The organism is Clostridium sp. AM22-11AC (genome assembly GCF_003473545.1).
Lineage (GTDB): Bacteria > Bacillota > Clostridia > Lachnospirales > Lachnospiraceae > Enterocloster.
On the sequence record NZ_QUCM01000032.1, the window covers coordinates 1 to 17861 of the forward strand.

Annotated in this window: 13 protein-coding genes; 11 read left to right on the plus strand and 2 right to left on the minus strand. The window is 44.7% G+C overall.

From position 1 onward, the window contains the following. Positions 1-230 precede the first annotated feature (230 nt). The 8 genes from DW251_RS16705 (at position 231) to DW251_RS16740 (ending at position 10312) form a co-directional block, all read left to right on the plus strand. On the plus strand, positions 231-1202 hold the full coding sequence (locus DW251_RS16705; RefSeq protein ID WP_118301805.1) for a hypothetical protein: 972 nt from the start codon (positions 231-233) through the stop codon (positions 1200-1202). Positions 1203-1278: 76 nt separating this feature from the next. Beyond that, a complete protein-coding gene (gene queA / locus DW251_RS16710; protein ID WP_021871499.1) occupies positions 1279-2331 on the plus strand; it encodes a tRNA preQ1(34) S-adenosylmethionine ribosyltransferase-isomerase QueA in 1053 nt (350 codons plus the stop codon). A gap of 8 nt (positions 2332-2339) precedes the next feature. Next, complete coding sequence (locus DW251_RS16715) at positions 2340-3176, plus strand: pseudouridine synthase (RefSeq protein ID WP_021871500.1); 837 nt, start codon at positions 2340-2342, stop codon at positions 3174-3176. Continuing rightward, on the plus strand, positions 3152-5128 hold the full coding sequence (ligA, locus tag DW251_RS16720; protein WP_118301806.1) for an NAD-dependent DNA ligase LigA: 1977 nt from the start codon (positions 3152-3154) through the stop codon (positions 5126-5128). Before DW251_RS16715 ends, ligA begins: the two co-directional genes overlap by 25 nt. Position 5129: 1 nt before the next feature. Beyond that, entirely contained in the window at positions 5130-6047 is a 918-nt protein-coding gene (metA, locus tag DW251_RS16725) for a homoserine O-succinyltransferase (protein WP_021871502.1), read from the plus strand. 256 nt (positions 6048-6303) lie between these two features. After that, entirely contained in the window at positions 6304-7359 is a 1056-nt protein-coding gene (locus DW251_RS16730) for a D-cysteine desulfhydrase family protein (RefSeq protein ID WP_021871503.1), read from the plus strand. 72 nt (positions 7360-7431) lie between these two features. Further along, entirely contained in the window at positions 7432-8784 is a 1353-nt protein-coding gene (locus DW251_RS16735; protein WP_118301807.1) for an amidohydrolase family protein, read from the plus strand. Positions 8785-8902: 118 nt separating this feature from the next. Beyond that, entirely contained in the window at positions 8903-10312 is a 1410-nt protein-coding gene (locus DW251_RS16740) for a Na+/H+ antiporter NhaC family protein (RefSeq protein WP_021871505.1), read from the plus strand. A gap of 109 nt (positions 10313-10421) precedes the next feature. On the opposite strand, the gene DW251_RS16745 is transcribed toward DW251_RS16740, so the two are convergent. Further along, positions 10422-12215 carry a [FeFe] hydrogenase, group A gene (locus DW251_RS16745; RefSeq protein ID WP_118301808.1) on the minus strand — a complete coding sequence of 598 codons (1794 nt, stop codon included), beginning with the start codon at positions 12213-12215 and terminating at the stop codon, positions 10422-10424. After that, entirely contained in the window at positions 12209-14041 is a 1833-nt protein-coding gene (locus tag DW251_RS16750; RefSeq protein ID WP_021871507.1) for an NAD(P)-binding protein, read from the minus strand. The genes DW251_RS16745 and DW251_RS16750 overlap by 7 nt, the downstream gene beginning before the upstream one ends. A gap of 385 nt (positions 14042-14426) precedes the next feature. Here DW251_RS16750 and DW251_RS16755 point away from each other — a divergent pair, with 385 nt between their 5' ends. From DW251_RS16755 to DW251_RS16765, 3 genes are read left to right on the plus strand one after another with little or no spacing between them, the layout of a single operon-like run. Further along, on the plus strand, positions 14427-15491 hold the full coding sequence (locus DW251_RS16755) for an ABC transporter permease subunit (protein ID WP_021871508.1): 1065 nt from the start codon (positions 14427-14429) through the stop codon (positions 15489-15491). Beyond that, positions 15484-16266 (plus strand): ABC transporter ATP-binding protein, encoded by a 783-nt coding sequence (locus DW251_RS16760; RefSeq protein WP_021871509.1) that lies wholly within the window; start codon positions 15484-15486, stop codon positions 16264-16266. Before DW251_RS16755 ends, DW251_RS16760 begins: the two co-directional genes overlap by 8 nt. 25 nt (positions 16267-16291) lie before the next feature. Continuing rightward, positions 16292-17506 carry an ABC transporter substrate-binding protein gene (locus tag DW251_RS16765; protein WP_118301809.1) on the plus strand — a complete coding sequence of 405 codons (1215 nt, stop codon included), beginning with the start codon at positions 16292-16294 and terminating at the stop codon, positions 17504-17506. Positions 17507-17861 lie beyond the last annotated feature (355 nt).

Below are 17861 nucleotides of genomic sequence, written 5' to 3' on the forward strand. Positions count from 1 at the left end.
AATATTGAATTTTCAAGGTGCGAAGCCCTGTTTAGGTGTGGGAAGTTTTAGTTAAGTTAATAAAATTGACCTGTAATCTTAAAAACTTCCGTATTCGGTAAAAAAGGGCTTATTCCTTAGGATACGGGAGTTTTTTTGACGTATCCGCCGATTTTCGCTGTATTGCATTTTAGCCTGCTTTTTGTTAGAATAGAGCGGAGTAGTGGCAAATAATGGAGGAATGATAGAACATGAGACACAGTAACAGAGGAAGGAGAAAGTCAGGAAAGGCTTTTGATGATAAAACAAAGTATGCCAGAATGTTAGCGATACCTGCAGCCATTGTACTGGTATTACTTGTGGTCATTTTAGTTATGGACAGAAAACCGGCCGGTGATAAGGCGCAGGGAAGCAGTACATCTGCAGAAGTCACAAATGCTTCTGATATTTCCATTGAAAATGATACAGAGACCGGCACGGATGATGGATCTGTAGAGCCGGACAATAATGAATATCATCAGGATTTTTCCGCATATGAACTTCAGAAGGATGCTTATCCACAGGTCAATGAGCTGATCAGTACCTATTTCCAGGCAAAAGTAGACCAGGATGTTCAGCTGCTTTACAAAGTATTCGGTAAAGAGGAAGATGACCGTTTAGAAGAAAGAAAACAGCAGTTAAAAGATGAAGCAGTTTACATTGAAGATTATCAGGATATTACCTGCTATACAAAGGCGGGAATGACAGATGACTCTTATGTAGTATATGTAACCTATGATGTAAAGTTCCGCAGGGTAGATACGCTGGCACCGGGCCTTATGTGGTGTTATGTAGTGAAAAATGATAACGGCGATTATATCATCCGCGAAAATGTAGTAGGAGATGAGGCAGATTACGTTGCCAACCAGAACCAGACAGAGGATGTGCGCCTTTTATCTACACAGGTTAATGAGCGTTTAAAACAGGCCGTTGAGTCTGACAGTCTGTTAGCCGGTATTTACAAGGATTTAAGCAATGGTGCAGTAGTAAGCAGTTCAGAAGAAGGCGCAGACAGCCAGGTTATGATCGGTGATGGAGCAGATGCTTCTTCTGATGCAGGTGAAGGCAATGCAGATGAAAGTAGCGTTGCAGGCGAGACTTCAGCAGAAGAAAGCCAGGAAGCACAGACAGAAGCGCCGGAGTCTGCAGGAGAGTCTTCTGACGCAGCTGTTGCGATCCAGTAAGAGCATACAGATCATAGACATATTTGCGTAGATTACATGTGAACAATTAATTTATAAATTAAGGAAGTAATAGAAAATGGATGTAAAAGATTTTTATTTTGACCTGCCACAGGAACTGATCGCACAGGATCCTTTGGAGGACCGTTCTTCTTCCAGACTTTTAGTTCTGGACAAGAAAACAGGAAAGACCCAGCACAGGATCTTTAAGGATATTGTAGAGTATTTAAGACCAGGAGACTGCCTTGTGATCAATGATACCAAGGTTATTCCTGCAAGATTATTTGGTGTAAAAAAGGACACCGGAGCCAAGATCGAGGTCCTTTTATTAAAACGCCGTGAAAATGATATCTGGGAGACTCTGGTAAAACCTGGTAAAAAGGCAAAGCCGGGAACGGTTATTGACTTTGGTGACGGTATCCTTACAGGAACGGTTATTGAGACTGTAGATGATGGAAACAGACTGATCCAGTTCTCTTATGAAGGTATCTTTGAGGAGATCTTAGACCGTTTAGGTCAGATGCCTCTGCCTCCATACATTACACACCAGTTAAAAGACAAGAACCGTTATCAGACTGTTTATGCAGTCCATGAAGGTTCTGCAGCAGCGCCTACAGCAGGACTTCATTTTACAAAAGAACTGTTAAAGCAGATCGAAGATATGGGAGTAAAGATCGCCCACGTTACCTTACATGTAGGTCTTGGCACTTTCCGCCCTGTAAAGGTGGAAAATGTTTTAGACCACCATATGCACTCTGAATTTTATGTAGTAGAAGAGGCAGAGGCAAAAAAGGTAAATGATACAAAAGCAGCAGGAGGCCGTGTGATCTGTGTAGGAACCACCAGTTGCCGTACAGTAGAGTCTGCTTCCACAGAAGACGGCATTTTACAGGCAAAAACAGGCTGGACCGATATCTTCATTTACCCTGGATATAAGTTTAAGATCCTGGATGCGCTGATCACAAACTTCCATTTACCGGAGTCTACACTGGTAATGTTAGTAAGCGCATTAGCAGGAAGAGAGAACATTTTAGCAGCGTATAATGAGGCAATCAGGGAAAAATACAGATTTTTCTCTTTCGGAGATGCCATGTTCATAGCTGATGATCCACAGCCTGTAAAGAAAGCGTAGGAAGTTAAATGGAAGAACGTCTGAATAAATGGCTCAGCCGCATGGGAGTGTGTTCCAGGCGGGAGGCAGACCGGCTGATCCAAGAGGGCAAAGTTTTAATTGATGGAAAAGTTGCCCAGATGGGGCAGCGTGTAGAAGATGGACAGAAAGTAATATGCGACGGAAAGCCGGTAGGAGATACAGACGGCGGGCGGGGAGAAGTAAAACCTCCCCGCCCTGTTCTGCTTGCGGTAAATAAACCAAGAGGGATCGTCTGCACCACTTCTGACAAAGACCGGGCAGAAAATATTGTGGAAATGCTTTCTTATCCGGAGCGTATTTACCCGATTGGCCGTTTGGATAAAGAGTCTGAGGGACTGATCCTTATGACGAACCAGGGGGATCTGGTAAATAAGATCATGCGCAGTACCAATGCCCATGAAAAGGAATATATCGTAACCGTGGACAAGGTTCTGACCGATGAATTTATCAAACAAATGTCAGAAGGCGTATGGTTAGAGGAATTAGAGCGGAAAACTCTGCCCTGTAAAGTCCGCAAACAGGGAGAACGTCGTTTTTCGATTATCCTGACCCAGGGCTTAAACCGGCAGATCCGGCGAATGTGCCAGGCCTGCGGATACCGGGTACATCTTCTTCGCAGGGTGCGCATTATGAATATCCAGTTAGGCGGTTTGAAAACAGGAGAATATCGTAAGGTCACCGGGGAAGAATACAAACGACTTATAAAACTGTTGGAAGGTTCCACAAGTCTGTCTGAGGCAGACAGAAGAGGAAAACGATATGTGGCTTTCCACCCTAGAAAAGAAGATCAGGTGAATAAATGGAAACAGAGATCCAGAGAATGAAAGAACTGATCCCCCAGCTCCGTCAGGCTGCAAAAGCCTATTATCAGGAGAGCCGGGAGATCATGAGCAACTTTGAATATGATAAGCTGTATGATGAGCTGTCTGCCTTGGAGGCAAAAACAGGGATCATCCTGTCAGGAAGCCCTACCCAGCAGGTTGGTTATCAGGTCCTTAGCGAGCTTCCAAAAGAGACTCACGAAGAGCCAATGCTGTCTCTTGACAAGACAAAAAGTGTAGAGGACTTACAGCAGTGGTTAGGAAGCCAGAAAGGCCTTTTGTCCTGGAAAATGGATGGTCTGACTGTAGTCCTTACTTATGAAAATGGAACACTTGCAAAGGCTGTTACCAGAGGAAATGGGGAGATCGGGGAAGTTATCACTCCAAATGCAAGGGCATTTTCCAATATCCCTCTGACTATTGCCTATAAGGGACAGCTGATTATCCGAGGGGAAGCGGTCATTACCTATACGGATTTTGAGCGCATCAATGAAGAAATCGGAGATGCAGATGCCAAATATAAAAATCCGCGAAATCTTTGCAGCGGTTCTGTGCGCCAGTTAAACAGCAAGATCACCGCAGAGCGCAGCGTTCATTTTGAGGCCTTTGCCCTTGTTAAGGCAGAAGGCGTTGATTTTAAAAATTCCAGAAAAGAACAGTTTTTATGGCTGAAAAATCAGGGCTTTGAAGTAGTACACCATGAAGAGGTAACGGCAGCTGATCTGCCGGATAAAGTAGCCTGGTTTGCAGAGCAGATCGAGCACAATGATATCCCTTCAGACGGTTTGGTTCTGTTATACGATGATATTGCCTATGGTGATTCTTTAGGACGTACAGCCAAGTTCCCAAGAAATGCCATTGCCTTTAAATGGCAGGATGAGATCCGGGAGACTACATTATCTTATATTGAATGGAGTCCTTCAAGAACCGGTCTGATCAACCCGGTAGCTGTATTTGAGCCGGTTGAGTTAGAGGGAACGACCGTCAGCCGCGCCAGTGTCCATAATATCAGTATTATGGAAGGTCTTAAGTTAGGCGTGGGAGATAAGATCACTGTATACAAGGCAAATATGATCATCCCACAGATCGCAGATAACCTGACCCGCAGCGGCGTAAGGGATATCCCTAAGATCTGTCCGGTGTGCGGCGGTGCTACGGAGATCCGCCAGACCAATGATGTAAAGAGTTTATATTGCACCAATCCAGAATGTCAGGCAAAGAAGATCAAAAGCTTTACCTTGTTTGTAAGCCGTGATGCTTTAAATATTGATGGTCTTTCCGAGGCAACACTGGAGAAATTCATTGGTGCCGGTTTTATCCATGAATATGCGGATATTTTCCATTTATCCGGCCATAAAGAAGTGATCACAGAAATGGAAGGCTTTGGTCAGAAATCCTATGATAACCTGATCAGTTCTATTGAAACGGCCTCCCATACCACACTTCCGAGATTGATTTATGGACTGGGGATCGCCGGGATCGGTCTTGCAAATGCCAAAATGCTCTGCCGTCATTTTAATTATGACCTGGATCAGATGCGTCATTGCAACGTGGAAGAGCTGACAGCTGTAGATGGTATTGGCGGTGTGCTGGCTCAGGCCTGGGTAGACTATTTTGCTTCTGAAAAGAACAATGAGGTATTAGATCATTTATTACAGGAGCTGCATATTGAAAAAGAGCAGACTGAGGAAAATGGTACTGCCTTTGCAGGAATGACCTTTGTTATTACCGGTTCTGTAGAGCATTTTGCAAACAGAAAAGAATTACAGGCACTGATCGAGAGTAAGGGTGGAAAGGCAACGGGTTCTGTTACCTCAAAGACCACTTATCTGATCAACAATGATACACAGTCCAGTTCTTCCAAGAACAAAAAGGCGAAAGAACTGGGAATTCCGATCCTTTCGGAAGAAGATTTCCTGAATTTGCTTCAGGAGAAGGAAAAGGGGGAAGGCTGATATGCCGATCAAAGTACAGAGGGACCTGCCTGCAAGGGCGATCCTGGAATCAGAAAATATATTTATTATGGATGAAGACAGGGCTATGAGCCAGGATATCCGACCACTGGAGATCCTGATCTTAAACCTGATGCCTTTAAAAGAAGATACAGAAACACAGCTGCTTCGTGCGCTGTCCAATACACCGCTGCAGGTGGACTGTACCTTTTTAATGCTGTCTACCCATGTGTCCAAAAACACATCTGCCAGTCATTTAAACAAGTTTTATGTTTCCTTTGACAGCATTAAGAAGAAAAAATTCGATGGAATGATCATTACCGGTGCACCGGTTGAAAATATGGAATTTGAAGAGGTAAACTACTGGGAAGAGCTTTCCGGTATCATGGAGTGGACCAAGACCCATGTAACATCTACCATCCATATCTGCTGGGGCGCCCAGGCGGGCTTATATTACCACTATGGTATCCCGAAATATAAGAGGACGGAAAAACTGTCCGGTATTTATAATCACAGGGTATTAGACCGGAAAGTACCGTTAGTGCGAAGTTTTAATGATACGTTCCTGGCACCTCATTCCCGTTACACAGAAGTGCGCAGGGAAGATATTGAGAAGCATCCGGAGCTGGTCATTCTGGCAGAGTCCGAAGAGGCAGGAGTATTTCTTGTAATGAGCCGTGACGGAAAGCAGATCTTCGTCCAGGGCCACCCGGAATATGACCGCATGACTTTAAATAACGAATATCACAGAGATCTGAATAAGGGACTGAACCCCTCACTTCCGGTCAATTATTATGTAGATAATGATCCGTTCTCTGTACCGGAGCTTACATGGAGAAATACTTCCAATACATTGTATACAAACTGGCTGAACTTCTATGTATATCAGATGACACCGTATCTGCTGGATGATGGGGAGTAATGTGATGGTCTGGTTCCTGTACCGACGGGAATGGCAGTTTATGCTCTTCACACAGGTGTTCTTCACCTGCGTCAGTGGGTGATAGGCTGTCTTGGAAAGAAAAAGAACAATATATGCAGACATGACACAGAAATCGTAAGAAATCTGCGCCGTGGCTGCATTTTTTATGTACAAATATACACAAAAGTGCTATAGTTGTAGAAAAATAAACATTTACCTATTGAGTTTGAGGGTAAATGCGGAGAGGAGAGTAATCATGTCACAGATACTGGAACAGGCAGAAAAACTTTTACAGGCTCTGCCTAAGGAACAGCTGGGATTTTTCCCGACCCCATTTTACCGTCTGGACCGTCTTTCTGAAGAATTAGGCGTCAACCTGTTTATCAAGAGAGATGATTTTACGGGAATGAACCTGTTTGGAGGAAATAAGGTCCGCAAACTGGAATACCTTTTAGGAGAAGCAAAGGCAAAAGGCTGTGAGTATGCCATTACCTACGGCGCTACCCAGTCCAACCATGCTATGGAGACAGCAGCAGCCTGCCGCAGATGCGGGATCAAACCTATCCTTTATCTGACTGCAGTAGTAGAGCCGGATGATGCGGATGTAAGGGCAAATCTGCTGTTAGACAAGATCCTGGATGTAGAGCTTCATATTGTAGACATCCTTCCGGGAGAAACAGAGGATGACGCAGAAGCACGTTCCTTTGAAATGGGCGCTGCAAGAGCAAAGGAATTAAATGAGTCCGGCCATCCATGCTATGATATCCCAATGGGCGGAGCAAGTGTTGTAGGTTCTGTTGGTTTTGCAAATGGTTATGTAGAGTTTGAAAAACAGGTAAAGGCCATGAACCTGAATGTAGATTACATCTTCCACGCAACAGGAACAGGCGGCACCATGGCCGGTCTGGCAGCAGGAAGAAAGATGGCAGAAAGCGATACAAAGATCATCTCCATTACTGTAAGCCCTAAGGATGAGAAGTATTTACGCAAAGTAGAAAAACTGGCAAATGATGTGCTGGCACTGATAAAGAGCCCGGCTCATGTAAACATAGAAGAAGACCTTCATATGGATACCGGCTACTATGCACCAGGCTATGAGCAGCCAAACGAGGCAGCCAGCGAAGCCATCCGCCTGTTAGCACGCACAGAAGGCCTGTTTGTGGATCCTGTATACACAGGAAAGGCATTGGCCGGTCTTATCGACTATGTAAGAAGCGGAAGAGTTCCTCAGGGAAGCAATGTAGTATTCTGGCACACCGGCGGAGCAACTGCCCTGTTTGCAGAGCATGAGATTTTAGGTAAGTTATACTAAATCGCCTGCGTAAGCAGGCAATAGAGCACGTAAGTGCGGGATTTGTGAGTAGATAAAAGGAGGGATAAGGTCGTGAAAACACTGATCAAAAACGGCCTTCTCATCGATTCGGCCAACCAGGTACAGGCTTATTTAAACCTGATACTGGAAGACGGAAAGGTAGTGGCTGTAACAGAAGAAGAACCTGAGGCTGACAGGGTTATTGATGCCACAGGAAAAGTAGTGGCTCCTGGTTTTATCGACATTCATATGCATGAGGACCCGGTAAAAGACGGAAAAATTGAATTCTGTATCTTTGATGCCATGCTGCGTATGGGCGTTACCACAGCAGTAGGCGGAAACTGCGGTATCAATGTGTATGATCCGGTGAAATATCTGGATATGGTAGAAAAAGACGGCGCACCAGTGAATGTAATGCTTTTTGCAGGCCATCAGTATTTCAGAGAGGCAGCAGGCGCCCTGGATAAATATGCACCTGTTACAAAAGAGCAGCAGGAACATATGAAAAAAGGCCTTGAAAAAGCCCTTGAAGCAGGCTGTGTGGGAATTTCCTACGGACTTCGCTATGTTCCGGGAACAGGCCGTGACGAATTCTTAGATACTGCTTCCTGCTGTGAAAAGGAACACAGAATGATCTCCGCTCATGTAAGAGATGACGAGGACAGAGTGTTTGGAGCAGTAGCAGAAGTGGCAGAGGCAGGAAAATTATACAACATTCCGGTGCAGGTATCCCATATCGGCAGCATGGCCGGTTTCGGACAGATGAAACAGCTGCTGCGCCAGGTAGATGGTTACCGCATGAACGGTATTGATGTTGCCTGCGACTGCTATCCATACTTTGCATTTTCCACCAGAATTGGCGCAACTACCTATGATGATGGCTGGCTGGAGCGTTATCACTGTGATTACAGTGCATGCCAGCTGACAGAAGGAAAGTATAAAGGACAGAGATGTACACCGGAGACCTTTGCGGAAATGCGCCGTGACTTCCCGGAGTGCCTGACGGTATGCTATGTAATGGATGAAAATGACATCCGAATGGCATTTGCAGATCCTGGCGTTATGGTAGGAAGCGACGGCCTCATCGACAATGGCCACGGCCATCCAAGAGCAGCCGGTACTTTCCCAAGATTCCTTTCAGAGTTTGTAAGAAAAGGGGACATTTCTCTGTATGACGGAATTGAAAAAATGACAGCAGCTCCTGCAAAACGTCTGGGACTTTCTAACAAGGGCCGCTTAAATGTAGGCGCTGACGCAGATGTAGTTATCTTTGATATGGAAAAGATCCAGGACGGAGCAAACTTTGACGATCCTATGATCCCACCAACAGGTATTGACTATGTGCTGATCGGTGGTGAAGTGGCAGCAAAAGACTGCAAGATCGTAAAGGGAGATCTGGGAACTGCACTGAGAAAGCTGTCATAAAAAGTATGATAGAAAGTGTCATAAGATTTTTAAAAATATGGTCAGAAACGTCTGAAAAAGGCGACTGAAAATACAAAAGTACATAATACAAAAAGGAAAAGTGAAAGGGGAAAACAGTATGGAATTTGGTGTATGGTCACTTGTGCCGCCAGTCCTTACCATTGCGCTGGCACTGACAACGAAAAACGTATTTATCTCACTTTTGATCGGTATCCTTACAGGAAACTTGGTATTGAACCATTTTGCAGTATTTACAGGCTTAAATGCAGGTATTTACAGCATCCTGGATACCATGACAGAGAGCAACACCCTGATCATCGGCTCTGTACTGATCACAGCAGCAGTGATCCATCTGGCAGAGAAGTCCGGCGGTATTGAGGGCTTCGTAAATGTTGTTGTAAAGAAACAGGGGCTCATCAAGTCTAAAAGAGGGGCGAACCTTTTCACCTGGCTGTTAGGTCTGGTGGTATTTACTTCCGGGACCTTAAGCTGTATGGTAACAGGTTCTGTTGCAAGACCTGTAAATGACGCTTTAAAAGTACCTCATGAGAAAGCAGCTTTTATCGTACATACCACTTCCACACCATGGTGTGTATTATTCCCATTCAGCGGCTGGCTGGCAGCTATGGCAGGTTATCTGGTAACCGGTGGTGTACCGGAAGATCAGTCTGTATCCGTTCTGTTCCAGTCCCTGTTTATGAACTTCTACTGTATCCTGGCGATCCTTCTGGTTCTGGTACTGGCATTAACACAGAAAGACTTTGGACCAATGGCGAAGGCAGAAGCCAGAGCAGCAACAACCGGCGAACTGGATGATCCGATCCACAAAAAGGCGGACTCCGATACTTCTAAAGCAGTATCTGGTTTCACTCCAAGAGCCATCAACCTGCTTCTTCCGGTAGGTACTCTGATCGCAGTTATGTTTGCAGCACTGATCATTACTGGTAATGGAAACCTGATGAACGGTTCTGGTATGAAGGCTCTGATCTGGGCAGTTATCATAGCCTTATTAGTAGCATCTGTTCTTTGCGTAGCAGAAAAAGTATTTACCGTCAGCCAGGTAATTGACGAGATCTTCAAGGGCATGAGCGGCATGCTTCCTATTACCTTTGTTCTTCTGTTTGGATTTACCATGGGTAATGTAGTTAAGTCTCTGGATACAGGTACTTATCTTTCCAGTATTTTTCAGCAGTTCTTAAGCCCGGCTCTTCTTCCTGCCTTGACCTTCCTGATCGCAGTCCTGATCTCCTTTGCAACAGGAACTTCTATGGGAACTATGGCTATTATGGCAGTTATTGCACTTCCTATGGCATATTCCATGGGCAACAGCATTCCGTTAGTAGCAGGAGCTATGTTTGGTGGAAGTATCTTCGGTGACCACGCATCACCTATCTCCGATACCACCATTATGACCTGTTCCACTACGGGCTGCGATATCATAGACCATATAAAGACCCAGTTCCCTTATGTGTGCAGTATTGCAGTGATCAGTTTTGTACTATACGTGATCGCAGGATTTATCATGTAACGAAAAAATGATATAAAAAATCTTCCGGTATGGAAAAATTCCAACACCGGAAGATTTTTTGTTTTTATGATTTTCGCAAATCCCCCAAAAGGGGGTCAGATCTCACATCTTATCCCTGTAATTTCGCATTGGGATTAATAACATATCCATTGCGGTTTCTCTGAGGACTTGGCGGCATCTGCCACTTGTTATGGTCAGTATGCAGCAGCATATGGGACTTATGGCTTAATGGCTGTTCAAAGTAGTTGTCATAAAGAGCCTTTACATCCGGATTTTCATGGGAACGGCGGATATCAGCATTCTCATCCAGGAAATACAGGTTCTTTCCACGCTCAAAGGCCATTTCCATACCGTCATGCTGAGGCTGTCCGCCTCCGCCAACGCAGCCGCCCGGGCATGCCATGACTTCTACAAATTCGTAATGCTTTTCACCACGTTCAATGGCTTTTAACAGATTTCTGGTATTTCCAAGGCCGCTGACAGCAGCAATACGCAGGATCTGTCCATTTAATTCAAATTCTGCTTCTGTAACGCCGGTCTCCTGAGAGGAAGCACGTACATTTTTAAAGGCATCAGGTGCGCAGTTTTCACCCATGATGGCATAGTAAGCAGTACGAAGAGCTGCTTCCATAACACCGCCTGTAGCTCCAAAGATCACACCGGCACCGGAAGCGTCGTGGAAGATACGGTCCGGTTCAATATCAGTGAGACGGTCAGTAATGATGCTGGAACCTTTGATCATACGGATCAGCTCGCGGGTAGTGATGACGCAGTCTGTATCATGGCCTGCATATTCCTTGTAGAACAGCTCCATATTTGCTTCGCCCTTTTTAGCCAGACAAGGCATAATGGCAACGGAGAAGATATCTTCCGGCTTTTTGCCGATCTGCTCTGCAAAATAGCTCTTCATTACAGCGCCAAACATCTGCATCGGAGACTTGGCAGTAGATAACTGCTTTACAAACTGTGGGAACTCGCTCTTTACAAAGCGTACCCAGCCAGGACAGCAGGAGGTGAACATAGGACGGTCCTTTAGTTCTCCCTTGCCAAGGCGCACTAACAGCTCATTTGCCTCTTCCATAATGGTAAGGTCAGCAGTAAAGCAGGAGTCAAATACATAATCAGCGCCCATTTTCTTTAAAGCGTCAAAGATCTTTCCAATAGTAGCTTCTTCCCTTGTAAATCCAAGGTCTTCACCCCATGCAGCACGGACAGCAGGAGCAACCTGTACAACGACGGTCTTGTTAGGATCCGCTAAAGCTCTCCACAGTTTTTCCGTATCGTCACGCTCATGAAGGGCGCCAACTGGACAGTGGGTGATACACTGGCCGCAGAGAGAACAGTCCGCTTCATTGATCGTGCGGTTTCCGGTTACATTAATGGTAGAACGGGAACCGGTACCTTCCAGATCCCAGATATTCAAGCTCTGGATCTTGTCACAGACCTGAACGCAGCGCATACATTTAATACATTTTTCAGACTGACGGATCAGTGGGAAAGTTTTATCCCATGGCTGTTTTTCCAGACGTTCCTCAAAAAGACCGTCCTGGACATTCAGATCTGTTGCGATCTTCTGAAGAGAACAGTTACCGCTTCTTACACAGGTAGCGCACCGGCAGTCATGCTGGGATAAGATCAGCTGAACGGTAAGACGGCGGTCTAAGCGCACTTTTGGACTGTTGGTGTAAATGACCATACCTTCTTCTACCTTTGTGTTGCAGGCGGTGATCAGGTGGTCACGTCCTTCCAGTTCAATAACACATACGCGGCAGGCAGCGATCTCGTTTAAACCTTTCCAGTAGCATAAGTGTGGGATATGGATGCCGATAGATTCGGCAGCTTCCATCAGGGTAGTTCCTTCTTTTACAGATACAGGCAGTCTGTCGATCGTTAAATTTACCATAATTTCTCACGCCCTCCTTTGAAGATTCCAAAGCCGAAATGATCGCAGCGGAGGCAGCGTCCGGATTCCTGCGCAATTTCTTTTTTGTTCATGCAGTTTTCAACACCTTCAAAATCATGTTTTCGTTCACTTGCTTCCCGTTCAGACAGCTCTACACGACCGCAAGGTGTGTGGTCAGCGTTATTTGGCAGCGGGATCTCTACATTACAGGTGATTTCGTGATGATAGCCTAAATATTCATCAATATTAGCAGCAGTTACCTTGGCAGCAGCTACAGCTTTGATAACAGTAGCAGGACCGGAAGCACAGTCACCACCTGCAAATACACCAGGAATATCTGCAAATCCGCCGTTTGGAAGAGTAACGATCTTTCCGCGGGATACAGGAATGCCAGACTCTTCATAGTGCTTTGTCTCGATATTCTGTCCGATAGCAACGATCATGGTCTGACATGGGATCACATACTCCGGTTCGCCGCTGGCAATTACGCTTGCGCGGCCGTCTTTGATGGTGCTGATCATCTGCGGGGTAACACGGACACCGGATACATGTCCATTTTCATCTACTTCAATACCGGCAGGAGCAACTAAAGTAAGCAGTTCCACACCTTCAGCGACAGCTGCCTCGATCTCAGCCGGGAGAGCTGTCATATCAGCTACACGACGGCGGTATACGATGCTGACTTTCTTTGCACCCAGACGGATGGCAGTGCGGACAGCGTCCATGGATACGTTTCCGCCACCAATAACAGCGACTTCCTGTCCGGTAAGATCCGGGCAGTCCCCGAGACTTACATTTCTAAGGAAACCAACAGCAGAGGTGATGCCTTCTGCATCTTCATTAGGAAGTCCCAGTTTCTTATCTGTAGAAGCACCTACTGTAATAAGCACTGCATCATATACTTTTCTCAGTTCGTCCAGTTTAATATCTTCACCGATCTTTACATTGTAATGTACCTGGATACCGGTTTCCAGGATCGCATCTGTATCTTCTTCCAGACGGTCTTTTGGCAGACGGTAGTTTGGAATACCGTAGCGCAGCATACCGCCTAGTTTTGGCAGCATCTCATAAACAGTGACCTGATGGCCCATTAACTGCAGATAATAAGCAGAAGAGAGACCGGAAGGTCCGCCGCCTACAACAGCGATCTTCTTGCCTGTGGAAGGACCACATGGCGGAGGTGCTACTTTTCCTGCAAGGTCAGCAGCAGCACGCTTTAATCCACGGATATTTACAGAGGTATCTACCATATTACGGCGGCAGCGTGCCTCACATGGATGTTCGCAGATGAAACCGCAGGTAGAAGGGAATGGGTTGTCCTTGCGGATCAGCTGGATGGCGTCTGCATAGCGGCCTTCTCTTACCAGGGCAATATAACCTGGAATGTCCACATGGGCCGGACAGAGGGCTACGCAGGGAACCGGCTGGGAAATAGCGCAGCTGCATCGTTTGTTGCGGATATGTGCCTCAAAATCATCACGGCAGGTATGTACCATACGCCATACCATTTTTGCAGCTTCAGAGCCGATGGCACAGTCTGCGGTCTGCATAATGGAAAGGGAAGTTTCCTCGATCAGGTCCAGTATCTCGTAGTCAGCATCACCATTTAATACATTGGTGATCATGTGCTTTAACTGGTGAAGACCTACACGGCAGGGAACACATTTTCCACAGGTCTGTGCATGGCACATTTCAATAAAGGCCCTTGTTATGTCAACAGGGCAGATACCTGGAGGGCTTGCCACGATACGCTGCTCCAGATTTTTGTAAAGACTCTCAACCATCAGCTGGTCTTTACTTGGGGTGAACAACTCCAATCTGCTCATATGAATCCTCCTGAATTTTTATTGTATGTTCATCTGATCAGGCATCTGTCATTACAGATATTGCTGCAAAACCATGCCTGAAATCCTGTGAACACATATTTTGTTTAATGATAATAAATGTCATTAATAAGTATAACATAGAATTGTAAAAAATGCACTATAAAAAATACAAAATGTTTGCAATAATTTTTAACAATCTAAAAATTTTTGGTAGCATAGATATAGTATCGTTTGCAGTTCTTATTTCTGCGGTTTTAAAGGATTTATAGATGATATCAATAAATGAGTAAAATTTTTGAAGGAAAGCGATTGGACAAATTCCCTTCCGCTCGATAAAATAATAACACACAGCAAGAGATGCGAAGATTATTTACAGGGGGAAACTATGGGGGAGAGTATAAATATAGATCTGCAAAAGAAGGTCAGCCTGACCCGTCAAGAACTGCATGAATTGGAGACAAAAGAAAAGACGGGAAAGGAACGGCTGATCGAGAAATTAATATTGGTCCTTCCGGAAATTTGCGCAGTGACAGCAATTTTGGAGTATATGCTGATACCGGACAATAGTATGAACCGAAATCCGTATACATACCTGGGATTTTTGATCCTGATGATGGTTCTTTATAATGGATACGGCATAGCTGCCGCTATTTTGCATTGTAAGGGAGATAAGCGGTTGTATGAGAAATTTCGTTACCGTGCGCCCTTATGGTCAGCGCTGTTTTTATTGTTTGCAGGTTATGATTATCTGACCCTGAAAACAGGAGTTCTTACCCAGCCTTTTGTACCGTGTATGAACTTTATATTAAACGCAGCATGGACAGACCGGGCCATGATACTGGATTGTACCATCCATACGCTGGGACTTTTATTTTTGGGATATTTTGCAGGTGTGAGCCTGGGACTGGTAACAGGTATTACCTGCGGCTATTCAGAAAAAGCCCGTTACTGGGTAGATCCGGTGATCAAATTTTTAGGTCCGATCCCTACGTCTACCTGGATCCCGATCATGATGGTCATAGCATCTTCTTTATTTGGAGGAGCGGTATTTATCATTGCCCTTGGCTCCTGGTTTGCGGTAACCGTTGCGTCTATGACAGGGATCGCAAATGTAGACAGAGATTATTTTGAAGCAGCCCGTACCTTAGGTGCCAGTGAGCAACAGCTTGTTTTTCAGGTTGCGTTGCCTCACGCCATGCCTTCTATTTTACAGGGATGTACCCAGGCTATGAGCAGTTCCTGTACAGCTATTATGATCGCAGAGATGCTCGGCGTAAAATCAGGACTTGGATGGTATATGAACTGGAGCAAATCCTGGGCAAGTTATGACAAAATGTTTGCGGCTCTGTTTGTGATCTGCTTTATTTTTACAGTTGTAACAAAAATATTAGACCGCGTGAAATGCCATGTGCTCAGGTGGCAGAACGGAGCAGTGAAGAATTATGGATGAGAACAACAAAATATTATTAAAACTGGAAAATATTTCCAAAAGCTTTGCAAAGGTAGAAAATGATGAAGTCACCCATGCTCTTGACTGTATTGATCTTGAAATGAGAAGTGGGGAGTTCATCAGTCTGGTGGGACCTTCAGGTTGTGGAAAATCCACGATCCTGCGGTTGGTGGCCGGTCTGATCCAGCCTACATTAGGAAAAGTAACAGTAAATGAAAAAGAGATCACAGGTCCATCCCCTGAGAGAGGAATGGTTTTTCAGAAACCTACCTTATTTCCATGGCTTACAGTGGAGAAGAACATTGCTTTTCCTTTAAAAATGCAGGGAAGGTTAAACGATGCAAATGGAAAAGAAAAAGTGGAGCATATGCTTCATGTGATCGGACTGGAAGGTTTCCGGGACGATTATCCGGGACAACTTTCAGGAGGAATGGCTCAGAGAGTGGCACTGGTCCGGACACTGATCAGTCAGCCGGAGATCTTATTGTTAGATGAACCGCTGGGGGCTCTTGATGCATTTACACGCATGAATATGCAGGACGAGATCCTTTCTATGTGGAGAGAACACAGGCAGCTGGCGTTGATGGTGACACATGATGTAGATGAAGCCATTTATATGGGAACAAGGGTTATTGTAATGGACGCAAATCCGGGAAGGATCATTGCAGATATTAAAATAGAAGAAGAATTTCCAAGAGACCGCTCTTCGGAGAGATTTATCAGATACAGAAATATGATTTTGAACCAGCTTCATTTTGCGGGGAGAAATATATAACATCATTTATTAAGGAGAAGGTATTATGAGAACGAAAAGAACACTTGCAGCAATGCTGGCACTTTCAGTAGGAATGTCTATGACAGCTTGTGGGGGAAAACAGGCAGAGGCAACAAAAGCAACCGAAAAGGAACAGCTGGCAGGAGATCTGAACAATGATGGACAGATCGAAATGGGCCAGGATGGCGTGGAAGTAGAAGTAAATGTATCAGATGTTCATATGAATGCATCAGAAGCTTTTGCGGCAGGCAAATGGGAAGCACTGTTTACTCCGGTAGATATTCCCGGACGTTTTGTTGATATGGAGGATTTTGATCTGACTCCAACAGAAGAAGAGAAAGCAGCTATGGAGAAAGAGCCAGCTTATGGAAAGCCTGTATTATATTATATGTCTGATGGCTGTACTTCAGGACCTACCGTAGCAGATGATAAAGGATATTATGAAGAAGCTGGGCTGACTGCAGAAGGTTTTAAAGGAACTTCTTATATAGAAGCATTGGGAACACAGCAGGCTACCGTGGCAGTAGGACATATTGCTACCATGCTGGTACCGATCACCAACAGTGTAGATATTACCTTTGTCGGCGGCGCGCATATTGGCTGTAAGTCTCTTTATGCACTGGCAGACAGCGAATATAACACCACTGAAGATCTGAAAGGGACTCAGATCTCTGTACCAAATGGAATAGGAGCATCTGATTACAACATCACTTCTTTATTATTAGATGCAGATGGGATCGATCCTTTAAAGGATGTAACCCTGACTCAGGTTTCTTCTGACGCATGTATCGCAGCTATGGAACGTGGCGAGATCTCCGCCGCTCTTTTAAGTGATACCTTTGCCTATGCAATGATGAAAGAGGGCAAGTTAAAATGCGTCCGTTCCTTACAGGATGAAGATTTTGCAAAAGACAGCTGCTGTGTTATTGCTATGAACCGTACATTTGTACAGGAAAATCCAGTGATTGCGAAAAAGATCACCCAGGCTGTTCAGAAAGCACATTCCTGGATGCATGAAAATCCGGAAGATGCAACACAGCTGCTTCTTGACCGTGGCTGGAATGGTGGCGATTATGACATGAATGTTATGATCAATAATGCATTACAGTTTGGTTTATCAGATGAATTTACGGGAGACTCTTTAAAGAGAGTTATTGAGAAATATGTACGCCTTGGCCTGATCACAGCAACAGATGATGTGGATGGCATTTATGAAATGGCATGGACTCCGGTATTGTAAGATAAATTAGAAGCATTTGACCCGCAGGAGCAGGAGAAATCTTGTTTCTGCGGGTTTTGTGATAATGTATTAATTGTATATATAATTTATACAATACTGCAGAAGCAAAAAAATGATACAAAATAATAAAAAAGTTGTTGACAAACGGTTTGAGGTTTGCTATTATAATCTTCGCGCTTGAGAGAGCAGCAATCGTTTCAGATGAAACAAAAAAATAAATTAAAAAAGTTGTTGACAAATGAAAAACAACCAGTTATAATAAATAACCGTTGCAGCAAACAAGTCTGACAACGAAATAAGAACCTTGATAATTGAAGATTAAACAGTATGTAAAACCCTGAAAATTCAGAAAATA

What these genes read in the sequence shown, in the direction of transcription:
- DW251_RS16715 (WP_021871500.1), top strand. Translation starts at nt 2,340, where the DNA reads ATGGAAGAACGTCTGAATAAATGGCTCAGCCGCATGGGAGTGTGTTCC.
- DW251_RS16765 (WP_118301809.1), top strand. Translation starts at nt 16,292, where the DNA reads ATGAGAACGAAAAGAACACTTGCAGCAATGCTGGCACTTTCAGTAGGA.
- ligA (WP_118301806.1), top strand. Translation starts at nt 3,152, where the DNA reads ATGGAAACAGAGATCCAGAGAATGAAAGAACTGATCCCCCAGCTCCGT.
- queA (WP_021871499.1), top strand. Translation starts at nt 1,279, where the DNA reads ATGGATGTAAAAGATTTTTATTTTGACCTGCCACAGGAACTGATCGCA.
- DW251_RS16745 (WP_118301808.1), bottom strand. Translation starts at nt 12,215, where the DNA reads ATGGTAAATTTAACGATCGACAGACTGCCTGTATCTGTAAAAGAAGGA.
- DW251_RS16705 (WP_118301805.1), top strand. Translation starts at nt 231, where the DNA reads ATGAGACACAGTAACAGAGGAAGGAGAAAGTCAGGAAAGGCTTTTGAT.
- DW251_RS16740 (WP_021871505.1), top strand. Translation starts at nt 8,903, where the DNA reads ATGGAATTTGGTGTATGGTCACTTGTGCCGCCAGTCCTTACCATTGCG.
- DW251_RS16750 (WP_021871507.1), bottom strand. Translation starts at nt 14,041, where the DNA reads ATGAGCAGATTGGAGTTGTTCACCCCAAGTAAAGACCAGCTGATGGTT.
- DW251_RS16760 (WP_021871509.1), top strand. Translation starts at nt 15,484, where the DNA reads ATGGATGAGAACAACAAAATATTATTAAAACTGGAAAATATTTCCAAA.
- DW251_RS16730 (WP_021871503.1), top strand. Translation starts at nt 6,304, where the DNA reads ATGTCACAGATACTGGAACAGGCAGAAAAACTTTTACAGGCTCTGCCT.
- DW251_RS16755 (WP_021871508.1), top strand. Translation starts at nt 14,427, where the DNA reads ATGGGGGAGAGTATAAATATAGATCTGCAAAAGAAGGTCAGCCTGACC.
- metA (WP_021871502.1), top strand. Translation starts at nt 5,130, where the DNA reads ATGCCGATCAAAGTACAGAGGGACCTGCCTGCAAGGGCGATCCTGGAA.